Raw genomic sequence first — 26,528 nt, forward strand, 5'->3', positions numbered from 1 at the left:
TTAATTACTGAGTTTTATCTCGTTTATGAACGATTAATTCAATAAAATGATCAAATAAAGATGAAGCATCATGTGGTCCAGGACTAGCTTCTGGATGGCCTTGAAAACTAAAAGCTGATTTATTAATTAAAGAAAGTCCTTGTAATGTTCCATCAAAAAGAGAACTATGTGTCATTTCTATATTATTGGGTATATTTTTTTTACTTACAGTAAAACCATGATTTTGAGATGTAATAATAACTTTGTTGGTTTTTATCTCTTTTACAGGATGATTAGCTCCGTGATGACCAAATTTCATTTTTATAATATTAGCTCCGCTAGCTAAAGCAAGCAGTTGGTGTCCTAGACATATTCCAAAAATAGGTATTGATGTAGCTAGAAAATCTTGAATAGCTTTAATAGCATAATGACAAGGTCTAGGATCTCCTGGTCCATTAGATAAAAAAATTCCGTCTGGCGATAAATTTAATACTGTTTTTGAATCAGTAGTAGCAGGAACAATAGTTAGATGACATCCCCTATCTACTAACATTCGTAATATATTTCTTTTTACTCCAAAATCATAAACAACAACATGAAATAAAGAATGTTTTTTTTTAAGAGAAAAAAATTTATTTTTCTTAAAAATAAAGCTTCCTGTATTCCAATTATAAATAGATTTAGTAGAAACTTTTTTTACTAAATCTAAACCTTGTAAATTTAAAAAATTTTTAGCATGTTTTTCTGCTATGACGCAGTTTTCTTTTGAATCTTCTATAATACATCCATTTTGAGAACCTTTACTACGTAAAATTCGAGTTAGTTTTCTTGTATCAATATCAGATATTGCAACAATATTATTATCTTTTAAATACAAAGAAAAACTTTTTTTATTTCGATAATTACTTGCAATAGGTGATAAGTCACGAATAATAAGTCCTTTGACGTGAATTTTGGATGATTCTTCATCATTAGAATTTGTTCCAACGTTGCCGATATGGGGATAAGTTAGTGTTACTATTTGATGAGAATAAGAAGGATCAGTAATTATTTCTTGATAACCAGTTATCGATGTATTAAAAACAACTTCACCTACCGTCATTCCCTTAGCTCCAATAGCTCGTCCGTGAAATCTAGTTCCATCTTCTAATACAAGTACTGCTGATTGGCTCAAAACATCCTCCGTTAAAAAATATTTTTTTATTTTTATTTTTTTAACTTAATTATAGTAATTATAATAATTAAGTTGTATTTTAACGAAAATTAATATTTTTGTCTATTATGATAACAGACATTTATATAATATTTAAAAATTGTGTTTATTTTTTATAAAAATATAACTATATATTTAATTGGTTGAATAAATTATATAAAAATATTTTTTAAAAAATTTTAAAATGATAGTACATCTTTCATGTTAAATAAACCTTTATTTTGTCTATAAATCCATAAAGCAGATTGTATAGCACCTTGAGCAAATGATATTCTATTAGATGCAGTATGAGTAATTTTGATTTCTTCTCCAAAACTAGAAAACATAACAGTATGTTTTCCAACAATATCACCTGCTCGTATAATAGAAAAACCAATTTTATTTGTTTCTCTAATTCCGGTAATTCCTTTTTGATAATATATAGAATTTGTATTTAAATCCCAGTTCATTACTTTTGATATAACTTTTCCTATTTCTAAAGCCGTTCCTGAAGGTGCATCTATTTTATTACGATGATGATACTCAATGATATTGATATCAGAATTATTTCCTATTATTTCAGTGGTTTTTTTAACTAATTGCAAAAGCAAATTAATTCCTATGCTAAAATTAGATGAAATAACTATTCCGATGTTTTTAGAACATGATTCTATAATATTAATTTCTCGTTTTGAAAATCCAGTAGTACCAATAACAATATTTTTATTAAATTTATTACAATATTCTAAATATTTCAATGTACTGCTTGGTTTAGTAAAATCAATTAAAATGTCAAAATCGTTCTGTTTTATATTTGATTGATTACTTATAAGAACACCTATTTTCCCTATTCCAAGAATTTCTCCAATGTCTTTATTAATGAGTTCGTGCTTATCTTGAACTAATGCAGCAGATAAAGATACATGTTCATTTTTTTGTATTTCTTTGATAAGTATTTGCCCCATACGACCCATGGGACCGGTAATTGCAATTCGAACTTTTTTATTCATTTTTAGAATATCTCTATATAATTTAACATTTTTTATTAGATAAATTTTTTGGAACTTTAAAAGTTATTTTTTCTTGAACACCCAACATTTCTATAGGTTTATTAGCTCCTAAATTTTGTAAATATTCAATGACTTCTGTAACTAATATTTCTGGTGCAGAAGCTCCAGCTGTAATACCAATAGAATTAACGTTTTTTAACCATTTTATTTTTATATCAGCAACAGAGTTGATAAGTTTAGTAAATGTTCCCATTTCTTGTCCTAATTCTGCTAATCGATTGGAATTGGAAGAGTTTTTTGAACCTACTACCAATATTATATCAGTTATTTTAGATAATTTCTGAACTGCTATTTGACGATTAGTTGTTGCATAGCATATATCTTCTTTAGCAGGACCAGAAATTTTTGGGAATTTATTTTTTAAAGCAGAAATAATGTTTTTTGTATTATTAATAGATAAAGTAGTTTGTGTAACAAAATTTAATTTTTTATCATTTTTAACAGATAAATTTTTAACATCTTTTATTGATTCTATAAGGTATATTTTACCTTTTTTATTATCATATTGTCCGATTGTTCCTTGAATTTCAGCATGTCCTTTATGACCAATAATAATTGTTTCTATTCCTTTTTTACTAGATTTTGATACTTCTATATGTACTTTTTTTACTAATGGACAGGTAGCATTTAATATAGTTAATTTTTTTTTTATTGCTTCTTCAGTAACTTTTTTAGAAACTCCATGTGCTGAAAAAACTACTATTGAATTAGCAGGAATTTGTGAAATTTTTTCAACAAAGATCACTCCTTTTTTAAGTAATTGATTTGTTATATATTGATTATGTACTAATTCGTGTTTTACATATATTGTTTTTTTATATATTTTTAATGCATTTTCTACTATTAAAACTGCTCTTTTAACACCAGCGCAAAAACCTCTTGGATTACTTAATATAATATTCATAATATTGAACAGTCCAGAATTTAGATATGAGTAGCTTTTAATATTATATAAAATATTTTAAAGTTAACGATTTGTTTGTGCAAGAATAATAATTCCAAAAAAAATACTACAATCAGCTATATTAAAAGTAGCAAAATGCCAAGTATCAAGATGCATATCAATAAAATCTATTACAAATCCATAAAGAATTCGATCAATTAAATTTCCAATTGCCCCTGCCATTATTAAACAATAAGCAGTTATTTTTTTTATTTCATTTTTTTGAGATTTTATAATTATTCTGATTATTACTAATACAGTAGAAATGCTAACAGTTGATAAAAACCATCTTTGCCATCCTGATTGATTAGACAAGAAACTAAATGCTGCGCCATCATTATGTACTTGCACAATGCTTACTATTGGTAATATTTCTATAGTTTCACTTATTTTTATGTGTTTTATAATCCAATATTTACTGAAAAAATCGATGATAAGAATTGGAATTATTATGATAATATTAAACCATTTGTTGTATTTTTTAAAATATTGATTTTTCATTATATGAATATACGTTTTTCACCATTTCCTATTGTGTTTAAAATACAACGATTACAAATATTATCATCGTGTACATGATTGTTATCAGGAATGAAATAATGCCAACATCTAAGACATTTCTTACCTTCAATTTTGTTTAAAGAAACTTTTAAATTAGGAATTTTTTTGCTTTTTTTCGTATTTTTAGGAGCTATATCATATATTTTTATTTTAACATCAGATGTTAAAAATATGAATTTTATTTCTTTTTCTAAAATCTTTAATTTTTTAAATAATGAAAGAGAAACATATAGAGTTATACAACATTCTAGTGAATTAGTAATATTTTTTTTTGTGATTTCTTCTTCTATAAATTTATTAATTTCATTTTTGATTTTAATTATTTCATTCCAAAATTGATTATTCAGCAAATCATCTTGATTTAAGTTAAATAATTTATCAAACCACTCTTCCATAAATACATATTGATATTTATTATTTGGTAAATATTTCCATATTTCATGAGCAGTAAAAGATAATATTGGTGCTATCCATCGTACAAGTGCATTAATAATATAGTACATTGCTGTTTGACAACTACGTCTTTCTTTACTATTTTTCTTTAAAGTATATTGTCTATCTTTTATAATATCGAGATAGAAAGAGCCCATTTCTATAGAACAAAAATACATTATACGTTGTACTACTGCATGAAAATTATAATTCTTATAAGATTCTATAATTTCTTCTTGAACTATTTTTGTTTGTCCTATAGCCCATTTATCTAAAAAAATCATATTATTTTTAGATATAATATTTTCTTTTGGATTAAAATCGTTTATATTGGCTAATATAAAACGTGCTGTATTTCTAATTCTTCTATATATATCTGATGAATTTTTTAAGATTTCATTAGAGATACAAATATCACTAGAATAATTAGAAGATGCAACCCATAATCTTAAAACATCAGCTCCTAATGTATTTATTATATTGTTAGGACTAATAGTATTTCCTATAGATTTAGACATTTTTTGTCCTTGTGCATCTACTACAAATCCGTGAGTTAATACTTTAGAATATGGTGCTTTTTTAGTTATTAATGTTGATATAATAAGTGAAGACATAAACCAACCTCTATGTTGATCGGATCCTTCTAAATACATATCTGCACTATTTTTAGTATATTTTTTATTTTTATATTCTATTGATGTATGTGTATTGCCTGATTCAAACCATACATCTAATATATCTAAAGATTTATTATATAGTGCATATTCTTGATCTAATATTTCTTTTAAATCTATATTCCACCATGCTTGTATTCCTTCTATTTCTACTTTTTTTGCTATTTTTTCCATTAAAAAAAATGTTTTAGGATGTATATTACCTGTTTTTTTGTTTATAAAAATTGACATTGGAACACCCCATTGTCTTTGTCTTGAGATGCACCAATCAGGTCTTTTTTTAATCATTTCTTTAATTCTTAATTCTCCCCATTCAGGGATCCAAGATACTTTTTTTATTTCTTTTAATAATTTATCACGTAATTGTTCTCGATCTATATTAATGAACCATTGTGGAGTTGCTCTAAATATAATTGGACTTTTGTGTCTCCAACAATGTGGATAACTATGTAGCAAAGAATCATGATGAAACAATACATTATTTTTAATTAATAATTTTATAATAATTGAGTTAGATTTTAAAACGTTTAATCCATTTAATTGTGGATGTACATAATTTTCATAATTTCCTTGAGAATTTACTAAATTATTAATTTTAATATTATATTGTTTACAAACAATATAATCATCTAAACCATGATCTGGTGCGGTATGAACAGCTCCAGTACCTGATTCTAAAGTTACATGTTTTCCTAATATTACAGGTAAATTAACATTTTTTAAAAATGGATGTAAAAATTTTGTATATTCTAAATATTTACCTTTGATATAATTTATTGATGTCCATTTTTTAATTTTTAGTATATATAATATATTTTTGACTAATTTTTCTGCTATAATTAAATTATATTTTGGAGTTTCTATTAATTCATATTTAAATTCTGGATGTATTGAAATAGCTTGACTAGATGGAAGAGTCCAAGGTGTAGTAGTCCAAATAGGAAGATAAACTTCTTTTTTATTTAATATTTTATAATTAAATAATTTTTCTATAAGATTTACATCTAGACATTTAAAACCTACAATAATTGAATCTGAAGTTTTAGAAGAATATTCAATTTCTGCTTCAGACAATGATGAAGAACATTTAAGACACCAGTATACAGGCTTAAAATCTTTATATAAGTATTTTTTTTTAATAATTTTTGATAATGTTCTAATAATATTTGCTTCATTTTTAAAATTCATCGTTAGATGAGAATTTTTCCAATCACCTATGACTCCTAATCTAATAAAATCTTTTTTTTGTTTTTCAACTTGTTCTTTTGCATATTGTCTACATTTTGTTTGAAATTCTATAGTAGATATTTTTTTATCATTAATTTTTAGTTTTTCTTCAATTTTTTGTTCAATTGGCAATCCATGGCAGTCCCAAGATGGAATATAAGGTGCATCGAAACCTGATAAGTTTTTAGATTTTATAATGATATCTTTTAAAATTTTATTTACTGCATGTCCGATATGAATATTTCCATTAGCGTATGGCGGACCATCATGCAGAAAAAATATTTTTTTTTCTGATTTTGTTTTTCTAATTAATTTATATAAATTATTTTCGTACCAATCTTTTAATATTAGAGGTTCTTTTTTTGATAAATTTCCTTTCATGGAAAATTTTGTTTTAGGTAAATTTAAACTTTTTTTATAATCATTCATTATTTTCTCTTTATCTACTAATATCTATTATTATTAAAATATTTTTTAACTATCTCAACATCTTTAAAAATTTGATTTTGCAGTTCTTCTTTTGAATTAAATGTTTTTTCATTGCGTATTTTTTTGTATATAAAAACTTCTATATCTTTTCTATATAAATTGATATTTATATTAAATAAATGAACTTCAAGATATATATTTTCGTTTGATTTTAAAAAACTAGGTTTGATACCAATATTTGATATTCCTATATATTTTTTATTTGAATTTAAGAAAAAAGATATCTTTACTGCATATACTCCTTTATTTAATAAGAAATTTTTATTTAACAATATATTAGCTGTAGGATAACCTATTGTTCTTCCTATTGCATTTCCATGAATTACTTTACCATAAATACTAAATAAACGACCAAGAAAAAGAGAAGCAAGTTTTATATTATTTTCAGAAAGAGCTTTTCTTATATTAGTACTACTAACTTTTATATTGTTCTTATATAAAGGTTTAATTTTTATAATCTTAAATTGATATTTTTCTCCTAATTTTTTTAAGATAGCAATATTGCCGTTTCTTTGAAAACCAAATTTAAAGTCATTTCCTACTACTATAAACTTCATATGCAGTTTATTTATTAATATATTTATGATAAAATCTTCTGGACTCAAAGATGAAAAGTATTTATTAAATTTAATGCATAAAATTTTATCAAAATTATATGATATAATTCTTTTTATTTTTTCACGAAATTGTGTAATACGAACTGGAGCATCATGTTTTTTTAAAAATTCTAAAGGTTGAGGTTCAAATAAAATAATTATAGTTTTTAAATCATATTTTTGTCCTATCTTTTTTGTATTAAAAAATAATTTTTGGTGACCTAAATGTATTCCATCAAAATTTCCTATAGTCACTACTGAATTAGAATTTATTTCTTTAAGATTATGAATTCCTCTTATAAGTTTCATGATTAATTTAACCTTATTTAATGAAATAAATTACATTTAAAATTTTATATTATATTTTTGCATTAATTTTTAAGAAAATTATTGATTGTTCAAATAGTAGTATTGTTCACTAAGTATAGTAATATATAAGAATATATTTTAATAATATTATTAGTATTATTTTTTAAATAAATATTTAATTTTTAAAAATTCAGGGGTAGACATTGGCTAATATTAAAGCTTCTAAAAAAGATGCTATTGCATCTGAAAAACGTCGAAAAAAGAATTCTAGTCGTCGCTCAATGATTCGAACGTTTATAAAAAGGGTACGAATAGCTATTATATCTGGTGATAAAAAAATAGCACAAGAAGCATTTAAAAAAATGCAACCAATTGTTGATAGCCATGTAAGTAAAGGTTTAATACATAAAAATAAAGCTGCACGTTATAAATCTAATTTATCTTTAAAAATTAATAAAATATCTAGCAATTAGTTTTTTTTTGAATAGTATTGCCTCTAAATTTTATTCAGAAGCAATACTTTACATAGTATTATCCTGTCAAATCATCAAAGAATCTTTTTACTCCATCAAAAAATCGTTTTGAACGAGGACTATTTTTTTCACCTTTAAACCCATTGAAACTATTTCCTAATTCATGAAGAAGATTTTTTTGTTGTTCATTAAGATTAACCGGTGTTTCTACTACTACTCGGCATAATAAATCTCCTTGATATCTGTTTTGAACTGATTTTACTCCTCTACCGCGAATACGAAATAGTTTTCCTGATTGCGTTTCATAAGGTATTTTTAATTTTACTCTACCATCTAGAGTAGGTACTTCTATTTCTCCTCCTAATGCAGCCATGGTAAAATTTATTGGTACTTCACAATATAAATTATTTTCTTCACGTTCAAAAATAGGATGTTTTTTAACGGTAATTTGAACATAAAGATCACCAGATTGAGCTCCATTTAAACCAGGTTCTCCTTCATTATTCAATCGAATACGATCATTAGTATCAACACCTGGTGGAATTTTGATTGATAATGTTTTATATGTTTCAATTCTTCCTTGTCCACGACATAACTGACATGGATCTTTTATTACTGTACCTCTACCATTGCATGTAGGACAAGATTGTTGTACAGTAAAAAATCCTTTTCTCATATGTATTTGACCTTTACCATGACATGTAGAACATGATCTAGGTTTAGTTCCTGTCTTTGTACCACTTCCATAGCATTTTTTACATTTTTGAAGAGTTGGAACTCTAATTTCTTTTGTTACTCCTTTTACTGCTTCTTCTAATAATATTTCTATATTGTAACATAAATCAGCGCCTTTTTTGGCTCGTTGTGTTCTATTGCCACCAAAAATATCACCAAAAACATCTCCAAAAATATCACCAAAATCTGCAGAACTTGTAAAAGTGCTATATGTATTATTACTAGAATGACCATTTTCAAAAGCTGCATGACCATATTGGTCATATGCATTTCTTTTGTCTTCATTAATTAAAATTTCATAAGCTTCTTTTATCTCTTTAAATTTTCCTTCTGCAGTTTTATCTCCTTGATTTCTATCTGGGTGATATTTCATTGCTAATTTTTTATATGCTTTTTTAATTTCTCTTTCTTCTGCTGATTTTGGAATTCCCAAAATATGATAGTAATCTTTTTTAGCCATTTTTATTCTTCTTCCAGATTGTAAAATAATTACACGGGCGTAGAAATTTATCTAGGCCCGTGCTGATTTAAAATCCTTTATAATTATTTTCCATAATTTGACTAAAATTTATTATTTTTTAGGATCTTTAATTTCTTCAAATTCTGCGTCTACAACATTTTCATCTTTTTTATCAGATGATTTATTATTATCTTTTGTATTATTTTCTGATTTTTTTTGAATAATTTCTGTTAGCTTAGATGATGTTTTTAAAAGAATTTGTATATTATTTTCAATTTCGGATTTATTTTCTCCTTTTAATGCTTCTTCTAATTTATCTAAAGCTGATTGAATTTCTTGTTTAGTTTGTTCATCAATTAAACTTTTATTTTCATTTAATTGTTTTTTAATGCCATGAATTAATTGATCCCCTTGATTTCTAGTTTGAATTAATTCTTCAAATTTTTTATCAGCTTCAGAATTTGCTTCTGCATCACTAACCATTTTTTTAATTTCTTCCTCATTGAGTCCAGAAGAAGCTTTGATAGTAATTTTTTGTTCTTTTCCTGTTTTCTTATCTTTTGCTGATACATGTAGTATACCATCAGAATCAATATCGAATGTTACTTCAATTTGAGCAGTTCCTCTAGGAGCTGGCTCAATTCCATCTAAATTAAACTGACCTAAAGATTTATTATCTAATGATCTTTTACGTTCACCTTGTAATACATGTATAGTTACTGCCGATTGATTGTCTTCTGCTGTTGAAAATACTTGACTATGTTTAGTTGGAATAGTAGTATTTTTAGTTATGAGCGGAGTCATTATTCCACCCATAGTTTCAATTCCTAATGATAAAGGAGTTACATCAAGCAATAAAACATCTTTAACATCTCCAGATAGCACGCCTCCTTGTACTGCAGCACCGACAGCTACAGCTTCATCTGGATTTACATCTTTTCTAGGTTCTTTACCAAAAAATTCTGCAACTTTGGTTTGAACCATAGGCATTCTTGTTTGACCGCCTACTAATATAACATCGTTAATATCTTTTATTGATAATCCAGCGTCTTTTAATGCAACTTTTAGTGGTTCAATGGAACGTGTTACTAAATCTTCTACTAAAGATTCTAATTTAGCTCTAGTAACCTTAATATTTAAATGTTTAGGACCATTAGAATCAGCTGTTATATATGGTAAATTTACGTCTGTTTGCTGTGCAGATGATAGTTCTATTTTTGCTTTTTCTGCTGCTTCTTTTAATCTTTGCATAGATAATGGATCATTTCTTAAATCAATTCCTTGTTCTTTTTTAAATTCTTGGACTAGATAGTTAATTAATCTACTATCAAAATCTTCTCCTCCAAGGTGTGTATCTCCATTTGTTGCTAGTACTTCAAATGTTTTTTCTTTATCAACATCATCAATTTCAATTATAGAAATATCAAAAGTTCCACCGCCTAAATCGTAAACAGCTATTGTTCTATTTCCTTGTCCTTTATCTAGACCATAGGCAAGTGCTGCAGCTGTTGGTTCATTAATAATTCTTTTTACTTCTAATCCAGCAATTCTTCCTGCATCTTTTGTAGCTTGACGTTGGGCATCATTAAAATATGCAGGAACTGTTATAACAGCTTCTTTTATTGATTCTCCTAAATAGTCTTCAGCAGTTTTTTTCATTTTTTTTAATACTTCTGCAGAAATCTGAGGAGGTGCAATTTTTTGTTTTTTTATATTAATCCAAGCATCACCATTATCAGAATTTATAATTTGATAAGGCATTATTTTTATATCACGTTGCACTTCATCATCTTGAAATTTTCTACCAATTAAACGTTTTATTGCAAATAACGTGTTTTTTGGATTAGTAATAGCTTGACGTTTAGCTGGTTGTCCTACTAAAACTTCTCCTTCTTGAGTATATGCAATTATTGAAGGAGTAGTACGGTCGCCTTCTGAATTTTCTAGAACACGAGGTTTGTTGCCATCCATAATAGCAACACAAGAGTTGGTTGTTCCCAAGTCAATACCAATAATTTTACCCATTGAACATTCTCCTATTTTATATCTTCATAAATTGGGTTTGCAACCTTTATGAGGCCTTTTGTTGGAGTTTAACTAGCTACATAGGATTGTAATTGTACTTTATTTGATAATGATTATTAAATGGGGTCTCTTTTTCTCTCATCAAGGGTTTAGTACAAAAAAAATAAAGATTTAATGAAGTATTAATGCATTATGATTGATTTTTAGAACTTAAAAAATATGATTATATTATAATGTATAATGTTATATTTATTTTTTATAATTTACTATTATTATAATAAGATAATAATTTTTATTATTTGTAGGAAAATTTATGTTAAGCAATACAAAATTGTTCACTGAATATTTATCTTTTTTTGTTTTTGTTATGTTTTCTTTAGGATTTTGTTTATTCATGTTATTTTTAAGTTGGGTTTTGGGAGGTAAATCTTTTTCTAGGTATAAAGATACTCCTTTTGAATCTGGTATCGTACCAGTTGATAATATTTCTCTTAATTTTTCTGTTAAATTTTACTTAATAGCTATGTTTTTTGTTATTTTTGATGTTGAAGCACTTTATTTATATGTTTGGTCTATTAGTATTTATGAATTAGGATGGATTGGATTTAGTGAAGCCTTTCTTTTTGGAACTTCTCTTTTATTAGGATTATTTTACTTAATTCGTATTAAAGCGTTAAATTGGGCATCTTAAATATTATAAAAAGCTTTTAAAAACTATTTTAGTAAATTTTAATTTATTATAATGAGATATCTATATGAAATATACTTTAACTAGAGTGGATGCTCAAAAAAACAATAAAAAATATCCGAAACGTACAATTAAATCTGTTGCAGATCCTATTGAAGAATATATAAAAAAAAATCTTTTTATGGGAAAAGTTTCTCAATTACTACATAAATTAGTTAATTGGGGACGAAAGAATTCTCTTTGGCCATATAATTTTGGATTGTCTTGTTGTTATGTAGAAATGGTTTCTTCTTTTACTTCTGTTCATGATGTTGCACGTTTTGGATCAGAAGTTTTACGTGCTTCTCCTAGACAAGCAGATGTTATGATTATTGCAGGTACACCATTTATAAAAATGGCTCCTGTTATTCAAAGATTATATGATCAAATGCTAGATCCAAAATGGGTTATTTCTATGGGAGCGTGTGCTAATTCTGGTGGAATGTATGACGTTTATTCTGTAGTTCAAGGAGTTGATAAATTTTTACCAGTTGATATTTATATTCCTGGTTGTCCGCCTCGTCCTGAAGCTTACATGCAGGCTTTAATGTTATTACAAAAATTAATTAATGAAGAAAGACGACCTTTATCTTGGGTTGTTGGAGAACAAGGAGTTTATCAAAAAAAAATGTTATCAGAAAAAATTAAAAAAAGAGATAAAATAATTAAAATTATTAATCTTCCAACAACAGAAACTATTTAATTAAATTTTAAATACAAATTTCTTTTAAATTACTGATATCTATTTTAGATAAAAATAATTTTTTTAAAACTAAATATAAAAAAAAATTTATGATACATTTAATTCAACAAGAAAAAAATAAACATTTATTGAAAAATAATTCTGAATCGCACTTAAATGATTGTGTAATTACAAATTTATTTAATGTTTTTGGAAAAGAATCTTTCTTTCATCAAATTACTTTAACTAATTTTCCTATACTATGGATTGATAAAAATTTATTAATAGAAGTTGGAAAATTTTTAAGTAATTTATCTAAACCTTATATTATGCTTTATGATTTACATGGTACAGATGAACGTCTTAGATTGCATCGTGAAAATTTACCTAAAGCGGATTTTTCAGTTTTTTATCATTTAATATCTATTGAACGTAATTCTGATATTATGCTTAAAGTTCCATTATTAGAGCATAATTTAATTTTACCTACTTTTACTAGTTTATTTCCTAATGCTAATTGGTATGAACGTGAAATCTGGGATATGTTTGGTATTGTGTTTGACAAACATCCTAATTTAACTCGAATTCTTATGCCTAGTAATTGGGAAGGACATCCGTTAAGAAAAGATTATTCTTCACGAGCTACTGAATATAAACCTTTTTTTTTCAATGAATCGAAAGAAGACTTTGAAATGAATGCTTTAAAATTCATTCCTGAGTTATGGGGAATGAAACGTAAAAATGATCTTACCGAATTTATGTTTTTGAATTTAGGACCAAACCATCCTTCAGCTCACGGTGCTTTTAGAATTGTTTTACAACTCGATGGTGAAAATATTGTAGATTGTGTACCAGATATTGGATATCATCATCGCGGAGCTGAAAAAATAGCAGAACGTCAGTCATGGCATAGTTATATTCCATATACTGATCGAATTGAATATCTAGGTGGTTGTGTTAATGAAATGCCTTATATTTTAGCTGTAGAAAAATTAGCTAATATTTCAGTACCAGAAAAAGTAGAAGTTATCAGAGTGATGATGTCAGAATTATTTCGAATAAACAGTCATTTATTATATATTTCTACTTTTATTCAAGATGTAGGATGTATGAGTCCTGTTTTTTTTGCTTTTACTGATCGTCAAAAAATATATGATTTAGTTGAAGCAATTACAGGTGCTCGTATGCATCCTGCATGGTTTCGTATAGGGGGAGTAGCTAATGATCTTCCAAGAGGATGGAATTTTTTATTAAAAGAATTTCTTGACTGGATGCCTAAAAGATTGCAATTTTATATAAAAACTGCTTTACAAAATACTATTTTAATTAATCGTTCTAAAGGAATTGCAGAGTATAATAAAAAAGAAGCATTACAATGGGGTGTAACAGGATCAGGTTTACGTGCTACCGGGTTAAATTTTGATATAAGAAAATATAGACCTTATTCTGGGTATGATAATTATAGTTTTGAAATCCCTATAGGAACAGGAGTAAGTGATTGTTATTCTAGAGTTATGATTAAAGTTGAAGAAATTTATCAAAGTCTTATTATTTTAAAACAATGTTTAAATAATATGCCAGAAGGTCCTTTTAAATCAGATCATCCATTAACTACACCTCCTTCTAAAGAATGTGTTTTACAGAATATAGAGACTATGATTACTCATTTTTTGCAGGTTTCTTGGGGTCCAGTGATTTCAGAAAATGAAAGTTTTCAAATGATTGAAGCAACAAAAGGAATTAATAGTTATTACCTGATTAGTGATGGTAGTACAACGAGCTATCGTACAAGAATACGTACACCTAGTTTTCCACATTTACAACAAATACCTTCAGTAATTCGTGGAAGTTTAATATCTGACTTAATTGTATACTTAGGTAGTATAGATTTCGTCATGTCTGATGTGGACAGATAATTATGTGTAAAAAAAAAGTAAATTAAAAGAAATTTCTCTTAAATTTCAGTTAACCAATGAAGAAATAAATGAAATAGAAAAACACAAAAAATATTACGAAAATTTCCGGGCAGTCTCTATTGAAGCATTAAAAATAGTTCAAAAAAAACGAGGCTGGGTTTCTGATCAAGCGATTAATGCTATTGCTGAAATACTTCAAATTAATTCGATTGAAGTTGAAGGTGTTGCTACTTTTTATAGTCAAATTTTTAGACAACCTGTAGGTCGTAATATTATTCGTTATTGTGATAGTGTAGTTTGTTTTTTAACTGGTTATATAAATATTCAAATTGCTTTACAAGATCATTTAAAAATTAAAAAAGGACAAACTACTAAAGACAATAGATTTACTTTGTTACCAGTTTGTTGTTTAGGAAATTGTGATAAAAGTCCAACAATTATGATTAATGAAGATACATATTCGTTTTTAACTCCAGAATCTATACCATGTTTATTGGAATCATATAAATGAATAAATTTTTACGGATTCAAGAAACACATCCCTTAACTTGGCGATTAAGAGATGATCAAAAAACTGTTTGGATTAAAGAATATTCTGAAAAATATGGTTATCAAGCATTAAGAAAAGCAATAAAAGAAATAATTCCAGAAAATATTGTTAATATAATAAAAGATTCTGGTTTAAAAGGAAGAGGAGGAGCTGGTTTTCCTACTGGATTGAAATGGAGTTTAATGCTTAAAAATAAAATGTCTTTAGATTGTCGATATTTAGTTTGTAATGCTGACGAAATGGAACCTGGTACATATAAAGATCGATTATTAATTGAAAAAATTCCTCATCAATTAATTGAAGGAATGATATTAGCAGCGTATGCACTAAATGTTTCTCGTGGATACATTTTTTTAAGAGGAGAATATGTTCAAGCAGAACATGTTTTAAAGAAATCCATAGAAGAAGCTATTAATTTTGGTTATCTAGGATCTAATATTTTAGGAAGTCATTTCAATTTTGAATTAGTCTTGCATACTGGAGCTGGTCGATATATTTGTGGTGAAGAAACTGCTTTGCTTAATTCATTAGAAGGTCGTAGAGCTAATCCTAGGTCTAAACCACCATTTCCAGCAGTATTTGGTTTGTGGGGCAAACCTACTTGTGTAAATAATGTTGAAACGTTGTCTAATGTTCCATGCATTATATTGCACGGTGTTGATTGGTATAAAAATTTATCTAAAAGTTCTGATTGTGGTACTAAATTAATGGGATTTTCAGGAAAAGTAAAAAATCCTGGTGTCTGGGAATTACCTTTTGGCACTACTGCTCGAGAAATTCTAGAAGATTACGCTCATGGAATGCTTCCTGGATCATTTTTAAAAGCTTGGCAACCTGGTGGAGCTGGAACAGATTTTCTTACTGAAGCACATTTAGATGTACCTATGGATTTTATTCATATTAGTAAAGTAGGAAGCCGTTTAGGAACTGCTCTTGCTATGGCTGTTGATGATAAAACTAATATGGTTTCTCTATTGTATAATATAGAAAAATTTTTTTCTCGAGAATCATGCGGTTTATGTACTCCATGTAGAGATGGATTGCCATGGATTGTAAAAATATTAAAAAATTTGGAACAAAGGAAAGGGCATAAAAATGATATACACACTTTAGAACGATTATGTATTAATTTAGGTCCAGGGAAAACATTTTGTGCTCACGCACCAGGAGCAATAGAACCATTACAAAGCGCCCTAAAGTATTTTCGTTGTGAATTTGAAGATGGAATCAGTATTAAAACGAAAGATATAAATCAACAAATCGTTGGGATTCAATCTAATCTATCTTAGATATAAAATATTGATAAAAAATGTTTATTGTAGATAAATAATTAAAAAAACTTTATTTAATAAAAGTTTTGGGATCATTCTTGTATGGCTAAAATTTATATAGATAATAAAATATACAATGTTAATCAATCAGATAATTTATTACATGCTTGTTTATCAGTAGGTATTAATATTCCTTATTTTTGTTGGCATCCTTTATTAGGAAGTTTAGGAGCATGTCGTCAATGCGCTGTAATGCAATATAGTGATTTAAAAAATTGTTCAGGACGATTAATTATGTCTTGTATGACTCCTGTTACGGAAGGAGCTGTCATATCAATACAGGATAGTGAATCAAAAATTTTTAGACGTACTATTGTAGAACTTTTATTAACTAATCATCCTCATGATTGTCCTGTATGTGAAGAAGGTGGTCATTGTCATTTGCAAGACATGACTGTAATTACCGAACATAATACACGTAATTATAGATTTAAAAAAAGAACACATAAAAATCAATATTTAGGTTCTTTTATTAAACATGAAATGAATCGTTGTATTAGTTGTTATAGGTGTGTTAGATATTATAACGATTATGCAGATGGTACTGACTTAGGTGTTTATGGTGCTAATAATAACATTTATTTTGGTCGCATAGAAGATGGTGCATTAGAAAGTGAACATTCTGGTAATTTAATAGAATTATGTCCGACTGGTGTATTTACTGATAAAATACATTCTAAAAAATATAGTCGTAAATGGGATATGCAATATGCTCCTAGCATATGTCAAAATTGTAGCATTGGTTGTAATATTAGCGTTGGAGAGCGTTATGGAGAAATAAGAAGAATAGAGAACAGATATCATGAAAATATAAATAATTATCTAATTTGTGATCTTGGTCGTTTTGGGTATTTACATAATAATTTACAAAATCGTCCTAAAAAACCTTCTTATCGTGATTATAATAATAATTTAAATATATTAGATTTTAACGATGCTGTGCAATTAGGGTTTGATTTTTTTCAAAAATATAAACGTGTAATTGGAGTAGGTTCTATTCGATCTAGTATAGAAAATAATTTTTCATTACAAGAATTAGTAGGAATAGAAAATTTTTCTAATGGCATGTCCAATAAAGAACATGCTTGTGTTAGTTTAATTTTAAAAGTCTTAAAAAATAACGATATATATATTCCATCTTTAAAAGAAATTGAAAGCTATGATGTAATTTTAATTATAGGTGAAGATTTAACAAAAACATCTCCTCGAATGGCTCTAGCAGTACGTCAAGCAGTTAAAAATAAAGCAAAAGATATTGCAAGTTTAAATGGAATACCTTCATGGAATTCTGCTTCTATTGTTCATCTTGCTGAGAACGTTAAAAATTCTCTTTATATAATACATACACATGAAAGTAAATTAGATGATATTTCTGAATGGTGTTATTATGCACCTGTATATGAACAAGTAAATTTCGCATCTGCGATTGCTCATGAAATAGATAAAAGTTTACCGGTAATTTCAAATCTAAATTCTTTATTAAAACAAAAAGCTTTATTAATTGCTAATCGTTTAGTTCAATCTAAAAAATCTTTAATTATTTCAGGTTCTCATTCTTTTAGTAGTTCAATTATAAAAGCATCTATAAATATTGCTAAATCTATTAAAATAAAAGTTTCTAATCACCATGTTGGAATGGCTTTTTTAACAGCTTCTTGTAATTCTTTGGGTGTAGGATTACTTGGTGGTATGTCTATAGAATGTGCATTAGAACAATTTAAAAAAGAAAAAGCAGATGCCATAATTTTTATGGAATATGACTTATATCGTTTTGCATCTCAATATGATTGTAATTTTATTTTCAAGAATAAAGATAAAGTTATTACTATAGATCATCAATATACAAAAACTTATAAAAATTCTGGATTAACTTTACCTTCAACTAATTTTTTTGAAAGTTCTGGAACAATAATAAATTTTGAAGGTAGAGCGCAACGTTTTTTTCAAGTTTATGATCCTAATTTTTATCACAATAATAACTGTTTAATTGCAAGTTGGAAATGGTTTCATTTTATTAAATATAAAATTCATAATAAAAAAATTTCTTGGTTGAATTTAGATGATGTGATAAGTGCATATACTAAAAAATATTCTTTTTTAGAACCAATTAAAAAACAAGAAGTAAATTCTAATTTTCGTATTCATGGTCAAAAAATTGCTCGATCTCCTATTAGATCTAGTGGTAGAACATGTTTACGTGCTGATATTGATATTCATGAACCTAATCAACCCAAAGATATTGATAGTATGTTTGCATTTTCTATGGAAGGATATAATCAACCTAATAAAAATTTATCTCATGTTCCTTTTGCTTGGTTTCCTGGATGGAACTCTCCACAATCATGGAATAAATTTCAAAAAGAAATAGGTAGGGAATTAATTTCAGGAGATTCTGGTATACATATTTTTAAAAACAATAAAAATATAGAAGATTTTTATTTTGAGTGTATATTTAAAAATTATACGATAGAAGCAAACTGGTATATTATTCCATATTATCATCTTTTTGGAAATGAAGAATTAACTCAATATTCATCAATTATACAAGAAAATATACCTTTAGAATATGCTTTAATCAGTTTATCCGATGCAATTAAATTAGGTTTAAAAAAAGATTCTATAGTAGAATTTAATTGTTTAAATCAAGACTATCAATTAGGGGTGCGATTTTCTAGATATTTAAATCAAAAACAAATAGCCTTGCCTATAGGAAGAAAAGGTTTTCCAACTAATCTTGTTGGCAAAAAAATTAAATATTTACGGGAATTTATTAAATGATTTTTTCAGATCTAAAGATTGTTCAAATATTTTTTTCTCTTTTAAAAGTTATTTGTGTTTTATTTTTTGTCATATTTTCTAGTGCTATGCTGAGTATTGTTGAAAGAAGATTATTAGCTTTTTTTCAAAATAGATACGGACCTAATCGAGTTGGTTGGATGGGAAGTTTACAGTTATGTGCTGATATGATTAAAATTTTATTTAAAGAAGATTGGATTCCTCCATTTAGTAGAAAATTTATTTTTGTCTTATCACCAATAATTGCTTTTCTTTCTTTACTATTTGTAATTCCTATTATTCCATTTACTTCTTCTTTTGTAATTATTGATTTAAATATAGGAATATTATTCTTTTTAATGATGGCTAGTTTATCTGTATATGCTGTTTTATTTGCTGGTTGGTCTAGTAATAATAAGTATGCATTATTAGGAGCAATGCGTGCTTGTGTGCAAACTTTAAGTTATGAAGTTTTTTTAGGATTGTCTCTTATGGGAGTTGTAGCTCGATCAGGATCTTTTAATATATCAGAAATTGTGAATAATCAAAAAGAAATCTGGAATATTTTTCCACAGTTTTTGGGATTTTTGACTTTTTTTATAGCAGGTTTAGCTGTATGTCATAGACATCCTTTTGATCAGCCTGAATCTGAACAAGAATTAGCTGATGGCTATCATATTGAATATTCAGGAATGAAATTCGGTTTATTTTTTATTGGAGAATATATTTCTATTATTACAATTTCATCGTTAATTGTAACAATGTTTTTTGGTGGTTGGTTCGGTCCTTGCATTCCTGGTTGCATTTGGTTTATTTTAAAAACAATGTTTTTTATTTTTTTATTTATTTTAATTCGAGCTTCTTTACCGAGACCTAGATATGATCAAATGTTATCATTTGGATGGAAAATTTGTTTACCAACAACATTGTTCAATTTGTTTTTAACGGCTTTTTTTATATTGCTATAATTTTTTGAAAGAGATTTTTATTTATGATGTTTAAAAATATTATCATTGGTTTGTTTACACAAATTAGAAGCATGTTTATGATTGGTTCAAATATTTTTTCAAGAGTTGAAACTAGATCATATCCAGAAGAAAAAGTAAAACTTTCCCCTCGTTATCGAGGTCGTATTATACTAACTCGTAATATAGATGGAAGAGAACGTTGCGTTGCTTGTAATTTATGCGCTGCTGTTTGTCCTGTTGATTGCATTTCTTTGCAAAAATCTGAAAAAATTGATGGTCGTTGGTATCCAGAATTTTTTAGGATTAATTTTTCTCGTTGTATATTTTGTGGTTTATGTGAAGAAGCTTGTCCTACTGCTGCAATTCAGTTAATTTCTGACTTTGAATTATCTGATTTTAAAAGAACAGATTTAGTATATGAAAAAAAAGATTTATTAGTTTCTGGTCCAGGTAAATATCCCGATTATAATTTTTATAATTTTTCTGGTGTAACTATAGGAGGAAAAAAAACAGGCGATTTGGATATAGAGAGTAAACCTGTTGATGTAAAAAATTTATTGCCGTAAGGAGGTTTTATGGAATTTGTTTTTTATATATGTTCGTTTATAGCAGTTGTTTCTACAGTTTTTATAATTTTTCAAAAAAATGCAATATATGCTTTATTATATTTAATACTTTCTCTTTTATCAATATCAGGCATTTTTTTTTCTCTTGGTGCTTTTTTTGCTGGTTCTTTAGAAGTAATTGTTTACGCTGGAGCCATTATAGTCTTGTTTGTTTTTGTTATTATGATGCTTAACATTAATGAAAAATGTAATATACAAGAAACAAAACATTTAAAAAATACTATTTGGATTGGATCAATTATTTTATCGTTAATATTATTATCTTCAATGACTTATGCAATATTTTGTCTAAAAGAAAAAAAAATAGAAGGATTGTTAATTGATTCTAAAATTATAGGAATAAATTTGTTTGGTCCTTATATGTTTTTAGTAGAATTATGTTCGATTCTTTTATTATCTGCTTTAGTTGTTGTTTTTCATATTGGAACAGAAAAACGTGTTATTAAGAAAAATTAATAACTATATACCATTTTATTAAGGATCATAAATTATGATTTCTGTATTCTATGGATTATTTTTATCATTAATATTATTTATTCTGGGTTTAATATCATTAATCCTTCGACGCAATATATTATTTATACTAATTAGTTTAGAAATTATGATTAACGCTGCTAGTTTAGCATTAATAGTAGTTGGCAGTTATTGGCATCAAGCAGATGGTCAAATAATGTATATATTTAGCATTACTCTAGCTGCAGCAGAAGCTAGTATAGCTTTAGCATTATTACTTCAACTTTACAGACGTCATAAAACATTAAACATTGATATGTTAAGTGAGATGGATGGATGAATATTATTTTTTTTATAATTTTATCTCCTTTAATAAGTTTTTTATTTTTATCTTTTAAACAAGGTTTCATTTCAAATAAAAGCACTGCAAAGATAGGTATTTTTTCAATATTTTTATCGTTTTTTATAACTTGTTATTATGGTTTAATTATTATCAAAGATACCAATAAAATTTTTATTGAAAAATTATGGAATTGGTTATCTATTAATGAATTGAAAATTGATTTTGCTTTATTTTTAGATGGATTATCTTTAAGTATGTTATTTGTAATAACTGGAGTAGGGTTGCTAATACATATTTTTTCTTCTTGGTATATGAAGGATAAAGAAGGTTATTCACGTTTTTTTGCGTATACTAATTTATTTATAGCAAGTATGTCAATATTAGTATTAGCTGATAATTTTTTATTTATGTATTTAGGATGGGAAGGAGTAAGTGTATGTTCTTATTTGCTTATTGGTTTTTATTATACTGAACATAAGAATAATTTTTCAGCTTTAAAAGCTTTTATTTTAACTAGAATTTCTGATGTATTTTTAATAATTGGAATATTTTTAATATATCAAAAATATGGCACTCTGAATTTTCAAGAAATTAAATTTTTATCGAGTTTTTTTAATATAGAAAATCTTCATCAAACTAATATTATTACGCTTTTTTTGTTCATAGGAGTTATTGGTAAATCAGCTCAATTACCACTACATACATGGTTATCTGATGCTATGGTTGGTCCTACTCCTGTATCAGCTTTAATACATGCAGCAACTATGGTGACAGCTGGTGTTTACTTAATAGCAAGAACGTATTTTTTATTTCTATTAACTCCAGATATATTATATCTAATAGGTTTTATTGGAACTTTAACAATATTAATTTCTAGTATTACTGCTTTATTTCAATATGATATAAAACGGATTTTAGCATATTCTACTATGAGCCAAATAGGGTATATGTTTTTAGCTTTAGGTGTAAAAGCATGGAGTGCTGCAATTATACACTTAATTGCACATGCTATTTTTAAAGCATTATTATTTTTATCTGCGGGTTCTTTAATTACGTCGTGTAAGAATGAAAAAAATATATTTAAAATGGGTGGTTTGCGAAAAGAATTGCCTTTTTTATATATTAATTTCATAGTAGGAGGAGGATCTTTAGTTTCTTTTCCTTTAATAACGTCTGGTTTTTATAGCAAAGGCAGCATTTTGTTTAGTGTTTTAGAAAATGGTTATAATAATTTATTTTTTGTTGCTTTATTTTGTTCTTTTTTAACAGCTTTATATACATTTAGAATGATTTTTGTTATTTTCCATGGAAATAATACTTATAGAGTAGCTTCTTCTAATACGTATGCACATAATGTTCCATTGTTAATTCTTTTAATTTTTTCTACCGTACTAGGTTCATATATATCACCACCATTATTGAATGTATTTCCTGTTTCTAATCTATTAAATCATGATAAATTTATATTTGAAATAGTATGTAGTATATTATCTATCTCTGGAATATATTTGTCTTATTATTTTTGGATTAAAAAACTGTATTGTATTAATCAAATATTTAAATATAAATTTATGCAAAATATATATTATTTTATTTTTAAAGGATTTGGTTTTGATTCATTTTATAATATATTTTTTGTAAATTTTTATTTATATATATGTAAAATAGTATCTCATGATCCGATTAATAAAATAATTAATTATTTATCAAAAATAACTCGGATACTTAACCTTTTTTTATTAAGAACGAGCAATGGCTATGTAAGATGGTATATTGCTTCTATGATATTAGGTATTACTTCTATTTTTATATTGATTTTATTTTTTAATGTAATTTAAAAACATTTCATATTAATCAACTTATAATTTTAACATGTAAATAAATAATTTAATTGATACAATAGTCATAATAAACAATAGGAATATATGTGTAATGTTACTTTCTTTATTGATTATCATTCCAATTTGTAGTGGTTTTTTTTCTTTTTTTTCTTATAAATTCAATAAAAACATTCCTCGTTGGATTTCATTAATAGGAATTGTATCTATATTATTAATTACGATTATAATATTTTTACAAACAAGTTATCATTCTCTTCAGGAGGTAAATTATCCTTATTGGAATTATCAATTAATTATACCTTGGATACCAAGATTTGGAATTGAATTTAATATTGCAGTTGATGGTTTTTCTATAATTATGCTTATTTTTTCTTCTTTACTATCTATAATAGGAGTTTTATGTTCATGGCATGCAGTTAAAAAAAATGAAGGATTTTTTTATTTAAATTTTATGCTTGTTTTAAGTAGTGTGATAGGCGTTTTTATTTCTATTGATCTATTTTTATTTTTTTGTTTTTGGGAAATTATGATAATTCCAATGTATTTTTTGATTACATTATGGAGTGATCAAAATGATCAAAATAAAATATTTTTTGCGGCTAATAAATTTATTATATATGGACAAATTTCTGGTGTAATACTTTTATCATCTATTTTATTGTTAGTGTTCAGTTGTTATCAAAATACTAATATTTTAACATTTAACTATGATTTATTAATGTCTGCACCTATTAATCAATATATAGAATATCTTGTCATGATCGGTTTTTTTTTATCCTTTGCTATAAAAATGCCAATTTTTCCATTTCATGGATGGTTGCCAGAAATTCATGCTCAATCTATATCTTGTGGTGTAGTAGAAATTATTGGTGTATTACTAAAAACAGCTCCTTATGCTCTTTTAAGATATAATTTAGCATTTTTCCCTTTAGCAACAAAAGATTTTGCTCCAATTGCTATTTTTTTAGGGATTACTAGTATACTATATGGATCTTTTCTTGCTTTTTCACAAACTAATATTAAACGATTAATTGCTTATTCTTCTCTTGCTCATATGGGTTTAATTTTAGTTGGAATTTATAGTAATAATGAAATAGCTCTTCAAGGTATAGTAATACAGATGCTATCTAATAGTTTATCTACTGCTGCTTTATGTATATTATCTGGTTATATTTATAAATATTTTAAAACTCAAGATATGAATAAAATAGAAGGTTTATGGTCTTGTATTTATTTTGTTCCAGCTTTTTCTTTATTTTTTTCTTTTGCAAATCTAGGAATTCCTGGAACAGGAAATTTTATTGGTGAATTTTTAATTTTATATGGTATTTTTAATGCGTTTCCTTTTATATGCATATTAGCATGTACTGGTATGATTTTTTCTTCTATTTATTCTTTGTATATGATTCAAAAAGTTTTTTATGGTTCATATCATAAAAATTTTACAATTTTTTATATAAAAAAAATAGAATTATGGACAATAATAGCATTAATTTTTATATTAATCTTTTTAGGCTTTAATCCACAAAAAGTTATAAATATTTCATATAATTCTATACATAATATTCAACAGAAATTTAACCATTCTATTTTAAAGATAAGGTTGTAATTAATAATGACAATAAATTTTCAACAATTAACAGTATTACTGCCTTTGTTGATTGTAATATTCACTGCAGTAACAGTCATATTATCTATTTCTTATAATCGAAATCATTTTTTTATTGCTATATTAAGTATAGTAGGTCTTATATGTTCATTTTTTTCACTATATTTATTATTTGATGTTATTCCTATAGATGTAACTACTTTATTTCATATTGATAGTTATTCTATTTTATATATCGGAATGATTATAATTTCTAGTATTAGTACATGCATTTTTGCATATCCGTGGCTAGTAAAATATCAATTTAATAAAGAAGAGTTTTACTTATTAATTTTAATTTCAACATTAGGTGCAATATCATTAATTATTTCAAATCATATGGCATCATATTTTATTAATATAGAATTGATATCTTTACCTATTGTTGGTTTAATTGCTTATTCTGATTATGAAAAATATTCTTTAGAAGCATCATTTAAATATATTATATTATCTGCTATTTCATCAAGTTTTTTATTGCTTGGTATTGCATGGATTTATGCTATTTCTGGTAATCTTGAAATTATATCTATACATCAAATTTTTAAAATAGCATCTGAAAAAGAAATATTAGTAGTGCTATTTGGAATTTTTATGATTTTATTTTCTTTATGTTTTAAATTGTCACTTGTTCCTTTTCATTTATGGACTCCTGATGTTTATCAAGGAACTCCTATTCCAGTATTATCTTTTTTATCTACTTCTGGTAAAATTGCTATTTTTAGTATTTTATTGCATTTATTATCACATATATCTGATTTAGATAATAAAATATTATTTTTTGCAATATCAATTATTACTATTTCTTCTATATTAATTGGTAATACAATGGCTCTTTTTCAAAATAATATTAAAAGATTATTTGGCTATTCCTCTATATCTCAATTTGGTTATCTACTTATAGTGGTTCTTGTGTCGAATAAAAATTATCAATTTTCTTTAGAAACGACCACAATTTATCTATTTAACTATTTACTTAGCAACATAGTATGTTTTGGTATTATTAATTTAATCGAAAATACAAACAGACAGCATTATAATAATTCAATTACTTCATATAAGGGATTGTTTTGGTCACAACCTATATTATCTAGTATACTCACTCTTGCTCTTCTTTCTTTATCAGGAATACCTATGACTTTAGGTTTTATTGGAAAATTTTATATCTTGTCAATTATTATAAAAGAACGTTTATGGATGATAGGTATTTCTTTTGCAATTGGAACTATATTAGGTCTTTATTGTTATTTAAGAATTCTTTTAAATTTATACTTAAGTCCTGTAAAATATCCTGAAAGAACTTTAAATATTTCAAGTAACTTGATTTATACACCTACTAAAATAGTTATATTTATTTTAGGAATATTATTATTTATCTTAGGTTTATATCCTGATCCTTTAATGAAATTAGTTCAATTGTTTCAATTAAATTCATATTAAAACTATATTTATATTAAAATTATTAAATATAATTGTAATATAAGATAATAATTATACAATTTA

At 25.9% G+C, this 26,528-nt stretch carries 22 protein-coding genes; 14 read left to right on the top strand and 8 right to left on the bottom strand.

Features of this window, described 5'->3' with window-relative positions:
• Positions 1–4 precede the first annotated feature (4 nt).
• From carA to ribF, 6 genes are all read right to left on the bottom strand, one after another.
• Positions 5–1,153: a glutamine-hydrolyzing carbamoyl-phosphate synthase small subunit gene (gene carA, locus D9V59_RS00710; RefSeq protein WP_261979391.1), complete on the bottom strand. Its 1,149-nt coding sequence runs from the start codon at positions 1,151–1,153 to the stop codon at positions 5–7.
• 218 nt (positions 1,154–1,371) lie between these two features.
• Positions 1,372–2,181: a 4-hydroxy-tetrahydrodipicolinate reductase gene (gene dapB / locus D9V59_RS00715; protein WP_158364132.1), complete on the bottom strand. Its 810-nt coding sequence runs from the start codon at positions 2,179–2,181 to the stop codon at positions 1,372–1,374.
• Positions 2,182–2,203: 22 nt separating this feature from the next.
• Positions 2,204–3,145, bottom strand: a complete 942-nt coding sequence (gene ispH, locus D9V59_RS00720; RefSeq protein WP_158364134.1) for a 4-hydroxy-3-methylbut-2-enyl diphosphate reductase — start codon at positions 3,143–3,145, stop codon at positions 2,204–2,206.
• A 63-nt stretch (positions 3,146–3,208) separates the two neighbouring features.
• Positions 3,209–3,685 carry a signal peptidase II gene (gene lspA, locus D9V59_RS00725; RefSeq protein ID WP_158364136.1) on the bottom strand — a complete coding sequence of 159 codons (477 nt, stop codon included), beginning with the start codon at positions 3,683–3,685 and terminating at the stop codon, positions 3,209–3,211.
• On the bottom strand, positions 3,685–6,507 hold the full coding sequence (gene ileS / locus D9V59_RS00730; RefSeq protein ID WP_158364138.1) for an isoleucine--tRNA ligase: 2,823 nt from the start codon (positions 6,505–6,507) through the stop codon (positions 3,685–3,687). The genes lspA and ileS overlap by 1 nt, the downstream gene beginning before the upstream one ends.
• A 17-nt stretch (positions 6,508–6,524) precedes the next feature.
• Positions 6,525–7,472 (bottom strand): bifunctional riboflavin kinase/FAD synthetase, encoded by a 948-nt coding sequence (ribF, locus tag D9V59_RS00735; RefSeq protein WP_158364140.1) that lies wholly within the window; start codon positions 7,470–7,472, stop codon positions 6,525–6,527.
• 203 nt (positions 7,473–7,675) lie between these two features.
• On the opposite strand from ribF, the gene rpsT reads away from it, so the two are divergent.
• Positions 7,676–7,945, top strand: coding sequence for a 30S ribosomal protein S20 (rpsT, locus tag D9V59_RS00740; RefSeq protein ID WP_158364142.1), 270 nt, complete (start codon positions 7,676–7,678; stop codon positions 7,943–7,945).
• A gap of 58 nt (positions 7,946–8,003) precedes the next feature.
• Here the strand turns inward: rpsT and dnaJ are convergent, their stop codons facing one another.
• Both dnaJ and dnaK read right to left on the bottom strand, forming a co-directional pair.
• Complete coding sequence (gene dnaJ, locus D9V59_RS00745; protein ID WP_158364144.1) at positions 8,004–9,140, bottom strand: molecular chaperone DnaJ; 1,137 nt, start codon at positions 9,138–9,140, stop codon at positions 8,004–8,006.
• Between the two features lie 111 nt (positions 9,141–9,251).
• Positions 9,252–11,165: a molecular chaperone DnaK gene (gene dnaK / locus D9V59_RS00750; protein ID WP_158364146.1), complete on the bottom strand. Its 1,914-nt coding sequence runs from the start codon at positions 11,163–11,165 to the stop codon at positions 9,252–9,254.
• Between the two features lie 313 nt (positions 11,166–11,478).
• Between dnaK and ndhC the strand changes: the two genes are divergently transcribed.
• The 13 genes from ndhC (at position 11,479) to D9V59_RS00815 (ending at position 26,465) form a co-directional block, all read left to right on the top strand.
• Positions 11,479–11,856, top strand: a complete 378-nt coding sequence (ndhC, locus tag D9V59_RS00755) for an NADH-quinone oxidoreductase subunit A (protein ID WP_158364148.1) — start codon at positions 11,479–11,481, stop codon at positions 11,854–11,856.
• Between the two features lie 64 nt (positions 11,857–11,920).
• Positions 11,921–12,595, top strand: coding sequence for a NuoB/complex I 20 kDa subunit family protein (locus D9V59_RS00760; RefSeq protein ID WP_158364150.1), 675 nt, complete (start codon positions 11,921–11,923; stop codon positions 12,593–12,595).
• A gap of 89 nt (positions 12,596–12,684) precedes the next feature.
• Positions 12,685–14,490: an NADH-quinone oxidoreductase subunit C/D gene (nuoC, locus tag D9V59_RS00765; protein ID WP_158364152.1), complete on the top strand. Its 1,806-nt coding sequence runs from the start codon at positions 12,685–12,687 to the stop codon at positions 14,488–14,490.
• A 31-nt stretch (positions 14,491–14,521) separates the two neighbouring features.
• Positions 14,522–15,001 carry an NADH-quinone oxidoreductase subunit NuoE gene (gene nuoE / locus D9V59_RS00770; protein WP_158364974.1) on the top strand — a complete coding sequence of 160 codons (480 nt, stop codon included), beginning with the start codon at positions 14,522–14,524 and terminating at the stop codon, positions 14,999–15,001.
• Positions 14,998–16,329 carry an NADH-quinone oxidoreductase subunit NuoF gene (gene nuoF / locus D9V59_RS00775; protein ID WP_158364160.1) on the top strand — a complete coding sequence of 444 codons (1,332 nt, stop codon included), beginning with the start codon at positions 14,998–15,000 and terminating at the stop codon, positions 16,327–16,329. The genes nuoE and nuoF overlap by 4 nt, the downstream gene beginning before the upstream one ends.
• Before the next feature lie 84 nt (positions 16,330–16,413).
• Positions 16,414–19,149 (top strand): NADH-quinone oxidoreductase subunit NuoG, encoded by a 2,736-nt coding sequence (gene nuoG / locus D9V59_RS00780; protein WP_158364162.1) that lies wholly within the window; start codon positions 16,414–16,416, stop codon positions 19,147–19,149.
• Positions 19,146–20,114 (top strand): NADH-quinone oxidoreductase subunit NuoH, encoded by a 969-nt coding sequence (gene nuoH / locus D9V59_RS00785; RefSeq protein WP_158364164.1) that lies wholly within the window; start codon positions 19,146–19,148, stop codon positions 20,112–20,114. The genes nuoG and nuoH overlap by 4 nt, the downstream gene beginning before the upstream one ends.
• Positions 20,115–20,137: 23 nt before the next feature.
• A complete protein-coding gene (nuoI, locus tag D9V59_RS00790; protein WP_158364166.1) occupies positions 20,138–20,680 on the top strand; it encodes an NADH-quinone oxidoreductase subunit NuoI in 543 nt (180 codons plus the stop codon).
• Between the two features lie 9 nt (positions 20,681–20,689).
• Positions 20,690–21,196 carry an NADH-quinone oxidoreductase subunit J gene (gene nuoJ / locus D9V59_RS00795; protein ID WP_158364168.1) on the top strand — a complete coding sequence of 169 codons (507 nt, stop codon included), beginning with the start codon at positions 20,690–20,692 and terminating at the stop codon, positions 21,194–21,196.
• A 34-nt stretch (positions 21,197–21,230) separates the two neighbouring features.
• Entirely contained in the window at positions 21,231–21,533 is a 303-nt protein-coding gene (nuoK, locus tag D9V59_RS00800) for an NADH-quinone oxidoreductase subunit NuoK (protein WP_158364170.1), read from the top strand.
• Positions 21,530–23,374 (top strand): NADH-quinone oxidoreductase subunit L, encoded by a 1,845-nt coding sequence (gene nuoL, locus D9V59_RS00805; RefSeq protein WP_158364172.1) that lies wholly within the window; start codon positions 21,530–21,532, stop codon positions 23,372–23,374. The genes nuoK and nuoL overlap by 4 nt, the downstream gene beginning before the upstream one ends.
• Before the next feature lie 94 nt (positions 23,375–23,468).
• On the top strand, positions 23,469–24,986 hold the full coding sequence (locus D9V59_RS00810; protein ID WP_158364175.1) for an NADH-quinone oxidoreductase subunit M: 1,518 nt from the start codon (positions 23,469–23,471) through the stop codon (positions 24,984–24,986).
• A gap of 6 nt (positions 24,987–24,992) precedes the next feature.
• The gene (locus D9V59_RS00815) at positions 24,993–26,465 is read left to right on the top strand and encodes an NADH-quinone oxidoreductase subunit N (protein WP_158364177.1); all 1,473 of its coding nucleotides are present in this window, start codon (positions 24,993–24,995) and stop codon (positions 26,463–26,465) included.
• Positions 26,466–26,528 lie beyond the last annotated feature (63 nt).

The organism is Buchnera aphidicola (Artemisaphis artemisicola) (genome assembly GCF_005082365.1).
Lineage (GTDB): Bacteria > Pseudomonadota > Gammaproteobacteria > Enterobacterales > Enterobacteriaceae > Buchnera > Buchnera aphidicola_AR.

Coding starts and splice junctions, on each gene's coding strand:
- nuoK (WP_158364170.1), top strand. CDS start 21,231: ATGATTTCTGTATTCTATGGATTATTTTTATCATTAATATTATTTATT.
- ndhC (WP_158364148.1), top strand. CDS start 11,479: ATGTTAAGCAATACAAAATTGTTCACTGAATATTTATCTTTTTTTGTT.
- nuoG (WP_158364162.1), top strand. CDS start 16,414: ATGGCTAAAATTTATATAGATAATAAAATATACAATGTTAATCAATCA.
- nuoC (WP_158364152.1), top strand. CDS start 12,685: ATGATACATTTAATTCAACAAGAAAAAAATAAACATTTATTGAAAAAT.
- dnaK (WP_158364146.1), bottom strand. CDS start 11,165: ATGGGTAAAATTATTGGTATTGACTTGGGAACAACCAACTCTTGTGTT.
- D9V59_RS00760 (WP_158364150.1), top strand. CDS start 11,921: ATGAAATATACTTTAACTAGAGTGGATGCTCAAAAAAACAATAAAAAA.
- D9V59_RS00815 (WP_158364177.1), top strand. CDS start 24,993: ATGACAATAAATTTTCAACAATTAACAGTATTACTGCCTTTGTTGATT.
- nuoH (WP_158364164.1), top strand. CDS start 19,146: ATGATTTTTTCAGATCTAAAGATTGTTCAAATATTTTTTTCTCTTTTA.
- ispH (WP_158364134.1), bottom strand. CDS start 3,145: ATGAATATTATATTAAGTAATCCAAGAGGTTTTTGCGCTGGTGTTAAA.
- nuoI (WP_158364166.1), top strand. CDS start 20,138: ATGATGTTTAAAAATATTATCATTGGTTTGTTTACACAAATTAGAAGC.
- lspA (WP_158364136.1), bottom strand. CDS start 3,685: ATGAAAAATCAATATTTTAAAAAATACAACAAATGGTTTAATATTATC.
- dapB (WP_158364132.1), bottom strand. CDS start 2,181: ATGAATAAAAAAGTTCGAATTGCAATTACCGGTCCCATGGGTCGTATG.
- nuoF (WP_158364160.1), top strand. CDS start 14,998: ATGAATAAATTTTTACGGATTCAAGAAACACATCCCTTAACTTGGCGA.
- nuoL (WP_158364172.1), top strand. CDS start 21,530: ATGAATATTATTTTTTTTATAATTTTATCTCCTTTAATAAGTTTTTTA.
- ileS (WP_158364138.1), bottom strand. CDS start 6,507: ATGAATGATTATAAAAAAAGTTTAAATTTACCTAAAACAAAATTTTCC.
- nuoJ (WP_158364168.1), top strand. CDS start 20,690: ATGGAATTTGTTTTTTATATATGTTCGTTTATAGCAGTTGTTTCTACA.
- dnaJ (WP_158364144.1), bottom strand. CDS start 9,140: ATGGCTAAAAAAGATTACTATCATATTTTGGGAATTCCAAAATCAGCA.
- ribF (WP_158364140.1), bottom strand. CDS start 7,472: ATGAAACTTATAAGAGGAATTCATAATCTTAAAGAAATAAATTCTAAT.
- D9V59_RS00810 (WP_158364175.1), top strand. CDS start 23,469: ATGTTACTTTCTTTATTGATTATCATTCCAATTTGTAGTGGTTTTTTT.